Genomic DNA, 4,079 nt, shown 5'->3' with positions numbered 1-4,079 from the left:
CCTGGAGAGGTCCCGGCCCGCCCGCCGTTCGTCGTCCCCTACCCGGCCGGTCGCAGCGACCTCGGACGTCGATCGGTAGCGGTTCGCCGGGCGCCCTGCCGGGCCGTGGCTAGGGGCGACCTCGGCGTGGCCGACCCTGCGCCTCCGGGGCCCCGTAGACGACTGCCCCGGTCTCCCCGAGCTGGTCGGGGGGACCGGGGCAGCGTGCTGTCCGGGGGCGTGCGTCAGACGAGGTCGACGAGGTTCGCGATCGAGTCGACGACCTTGCTGGGACGGAACGGGAACGTGTCGACCTCGTGGAGCTTGGTCGAGCCCGTCATCACGAGGTAGGTGTAGAGCCCGGCCTCGATGCCCGCGACGACGTCGGTGTCCATGCGGTCGCCGATCATCGCGGTCGTCTCGGAGTGCGCGTCGATGCGGTTGAGCGCGGACCGGAACATCATGGGGTTGGGCTTGCCCACGAAGTACGGCTCGCGGCCCGTCGCGGCCGTGATCATGGCGGCGACCGCGCCCGTCGCGGGCAGCGGCCCCTGCTGCGAGGGTCCGGTCGTGTCCGGGTTGGTGCAGATGAAGCGCGAGCCGCCCAGGATCAGGCGCACGGCCTTGGTGATCGCCTCGAACGAGTAGGTGCGGGTCTCGCCCAGGACCACGTAGTCGGGGTCGGACTCGGTGAGCGTGTAGCCGGCCTCGTAGAGGGCCGTCGTCAGGCCCGCCTCACCGATCGCGTAGGCGCTGCCGCCCGGGACCTGGTCGCTCAGGAACTGCGCGGTGGCCAGCGCGGACGTCCAGATCGACTCCTCGGGCACCTCGATGCCGGAGGTGGCGAGGCGCGCGCGCAGGTCGCGGGCCGTGAAGATCGAGTTGTTGGTCAGGATGAGGAACGGGCGCTCCTTGTCGCGCAGCGCGCGCACGAACTCGGCTGCTCCGGGGATGGCGTGGCCCTCGTGGACGAGCACGCCGTCCATGTCGGTGAGCCAGCTCTCGATCACGCGCGTCATCGGTGGTCCTCTCCAGGGGTGTGCTCGACGGCGTCCGTCGTCTTCTCGGACCCCGTCGCCGGGGCGGTGGTCGCCTCGGCGGTCGTCAGGGGGGTGTCGGTCGGGACGGCAGCCGCGGTCGGGACGGCGGAGGTACCCGCGGTCGCGACGGCGGGGCTCTCCGCAGCGCCGGCGGCGGCGGTGGCCGCTCCGCCCGCGGCGAGCTCGGCCCTGGTCCGCTGCGACTCACGGCGGGCCCGCAGCACCTCGATGACCACGGGGACGACCGAGACGGCGACGATGAGGACGAGGATCGTCTCGATGTGGTCGTTGACGAACTGGATGTTGCCGAGCCAGTAGCCGAGCAGAGTCACGCCGACGCCCCACACGAACGCGCCGACCAGGTTGTAGGCGACGAACGTCCGGTAGCGCATGCCGCTCATGCCCGCGGCGACCGGGGCGAACGTCCGCAGGAAGGGGACGAACCGGGCCAGGATGACCGTGCGTCCGCCGAAGCGTTCGAAGTAGTCGTGAGCCTGGTCGATGTACTTGGTCTTGAGGACGCGGGCGTCCGGCGTGAAGAGGCGCGGACCGATCTTGTTGCCGATCAGGTAGGCGAGCTGGTCCCCGAGGAACGCGGCGGCGAAGATCATGGCGCACACGACCCAGATCGACAGGTTGAGCTCGTCCTGGGCGACCAGGAGGCCAGCGGTGAAGAGCAGCGAGTCACCGGGCAGGAACGGGAACAGCAGGCCCGTCTCGATGAAGACCACGGCGACGATGCCGAGCACCGCGTACACGCCGAACCTCTCGATGAAGCCGCTGATCATGGTGCGCGCGTCGAGCCAGTCCGGCCCCAGCGCGACCACCTGGGTGCCGTCGACGGCGGAGAGCGCCGCGGCCGTGTCGGGCAGCGTCGAGGTCAGGAGAAGATCGGTGAGCACGCCACCAGCGTAGTGGGCGTCCCGCTGCACGGACCTGGGCGGCGTGGAGCACCCTGTGAACATCGTGGGGGGATCCGGGGGCATGGCGACGCACCGGAGACAATGGGTCCGTGACGAACTCCTCCGCGCGCCCCCAGCACGAGGGTCGCCCCGCACGTGACGACCAGCCCGCAGCGCCCTCCGTGACCCAGGCACCGGACGAGACCCCGCACCCCCGCGGTGAGGACCAGGTCGAGGTGGGTGTGGGCCCCTGGCCCGGCGGTCGGGCCGCCTGGCCGACCGGCGAGCGCTACGACGTCGAGCTGCTCGAGCACGGCGACCGGCGCAACGTCGTGGACGCCTACCGCTACTGGACGGTCGAGGCGATCGTCGCCGACATGGACGCGCGCCGCCCTGCGGGAAGGCGCCTGCACGTCGCGATCGAGAACTGGGGCCACGACCTGAACATCGGGTCGGTCGTGCGCACGGCCAACGCGTTCAACGCGGCGGGCGTGCACATCGTGGGCAGGCGGCGCTGGAACCGCCGCGGCGCGATGGTCACGGACCGCTACCAGCACGTGAGCCACCACCCGCAGGTCGAGGACCTGCTCGCGTGGGCCGCGGCGCAGCACGACGGCGCGGGCATCCCGGTCGTCGGGATCGACAACGTCCCCGGCTCGATACCGATCGAGGGCTACCTGTTCCCGCGCGAGTGCGTCCTGCTGTTCGGGCAGGAGAGCAGCGGGCTCTCGGCCGAGGCCCGCGAGGCGAGCCGGGAGATCCTGCACATCACCCAGCTCGGGTCGACCCGGTCGATCAACGCGGGGGCCGCGGCGGCCGTCGCGATGCACGCGTGGGCCGTGCAGCACGCGTACGAGCCCTAGGCGTCCCGACCTCCGGGACGTCCCAACCAGTGGTGACGGACGTCCACCAGAGGGACGGATCACACCGGCGGTAGGGATCCATGACAAAATCATGGGGATAACAGGGCGCGCGGCAGTGTCGTCGGCACCCACCTCCTTCCGTCATTGGAGTTCTGCAGATGGCTATCGCAACCCCCGAGGTCTACGCCGAGATGATCGACCGCGCGAAGGCAGGCAAGTTCGCCTACCCCGCCGTCAACATCACGTCGTCGCAGACCATCACCGCCGCCATTCAGGGCTTCGCCGAGGCCGAGTCCGACGGCATCATCCAGGTCTCCGTCGGCGGCGCCGAGTACGCGGCGGGCTCGACCATCAAGGACCGCGTCACCGGTTCGCTCGCCCTGGCGGCGTACGCGACCGAGGTCGCCAAGAACTACGACGTCACCATCGCGCTGCACACGGACCACTGCGCCAAGCAGAACCTGGACTCCTGGGTCCGTCCGCTGCTCGCGCTGGAGATCGAGCAGGTCAAGGCCGGCAAGCTCCCCACGTTCCAGTCGCACATGTGGGACGGCTCGTCCGTGCCGCTCGACGAGAACCTGATCATCGCCGAGGAGCTCCTCGAGCTCTCCGTCGCCGCGCGCACCATCCTCGAGATCGAGGTCGGCGTCGTCGGTGGCGAGGAGGACGGCCACACGGCCGAGATCAACGACAAGCTCTACACGACGGTCGAGGACGGTCTCGCGACGGTCAAGGCCCTCGGTGCGGGCGAGAAGGGTCGCTACCTGACGGCTCTCACGTTCGGCAACGTGCACGGCGTCTACAAGCCGGGTGCGGTCAAGCTGCGTCCGTCGATCCTCGCGGACATCCAGAAGGCCGTCGGCGACGCGATCGGCAAGGAGAACCCGTTCGACCTCGTCTTCCACGGCGGCTCGGGCTCCACGGCCGAGGAGATCACGGAGGCCGTGGACAACGGCGTCATCAAGATGAACATCGACACGGACACGCAGTACGCGTTCACGCGTCCGGTCGTCGACCACATCTTCCGCAACTACGACGGCGTCCTGAAGGTCGACGGCGAGGTGGGCAACAAGAAGGCCTACGACCCGCGCGCCTGGGGCAAGCTTGCCGAGGCCGGCATGGCTCAGCGCATCGTCGAGGCGTCGCAGCAGCTGCGTTCCGCGGGCCAGAAGATCCGCTGAACGGCTCGCTGAGCCGCCCGCGAGGGCGGTGAGCCCGGCGAGGATGCCCGAGGCGTGCCGCACGAGGGCCCTCGCGGCTCGGTGGGCGGATGCCGTTGCACGCGACGGCGATCG

General features: G+C 70.3%; 4 protein-coding genes. 2 read left to right on the top strand and 2 right to left on the bottom strand.

The genetic code is table 11. The features are described from left to right. Positions 1 to 224: 224 nt before the first annotated feature. Positions 225 to 998: an HAD-IIA family hydrolase gene (locus ACFWFR_RS17885; protein WP_191805585.1), complete on the bottom strand. Its 774-nt coding sequence runs from the start codon at positions 996 to 998 to the stop codon at positions 225 to 227. After that, complete coding sequence (locus ACFWFR_RS17880; protein ID WP_377623932.1) at positions 995 to 1,921, bottom strand: DedA family protein; 927 nt, start codon at positions 1,919 to 1,921, stop codon at positions 995 to 997. The genes ACFWFR_RS17885 and ACFWFR_RS17880 overlap by 4 nt, the downstream gene beginning before the upstream one ends. A gap of 182 nt (positions 1,922 to 2,103) precedes the next feature. Between ACFWFR_RS17880 and ACFWFR_RS17875 the strand changes: the two genes are divergently transcribed. Together ACFWFR_RS17875 and fbaA are read left to right on the top strand one after the other, a co-directional pair. Beyond that, positions 2,104 to 2,784 (top strand): TrmH family RNA methyltransferase, encoded by a 681-nt coding sequence (locus tag ACFWFR_RS17875; protein WP_377623934.1) that lies wholly within the window; start codon positions 2,104 to 2,106, stop codon positions 2,782 to 2,784. Positions 2,785 to 2,942: 158 nt separating this feature from the next. Further along, positions 2,943 to 3,965: a class II fructose-bisphosphate aldolase gene (gene fbaA, locus ACFWFR_RS17870; protein WP_191805586.1), complete on the top strand. Its 1,023-nt coding sequence runs from the start codon at positions 2,943 to 2,945 to the stop codon at positions 3,963 to 3,965. Positions 3,966 to 4,079: the final 114 nt, after the last annotated feature.

The organism is Oerskovia sp. NPDC060287 (assembly GCF_042726775.1).
Lineage (GTDB): Bacteria > Actinomycetota > Actinomycetes > Actinomycetales > Cellulomonadaceae > Oerskovia > Oerskovia merdavium.
Note: the sequence above shows the minus strand (reverse complement) of the source record. Positions and strands in the feature narration are given on the sequence as shown.

Coding starts and splice junctions, on each gene's coding strand:
- ACFWFR_RS17885 (WP_191805585.1), bottom strand. CDS start 998: ATGACGCGCGTGATCGAGAGCTGGCTCACCGACATGGACGGCGTGCTC.
- fbaA (WP_191805586.1), top strand. CDS start 2,943: ATGGCTATCGCAACCCCCGAGGTCTACGCCGAGATGATCGACCGCGCG.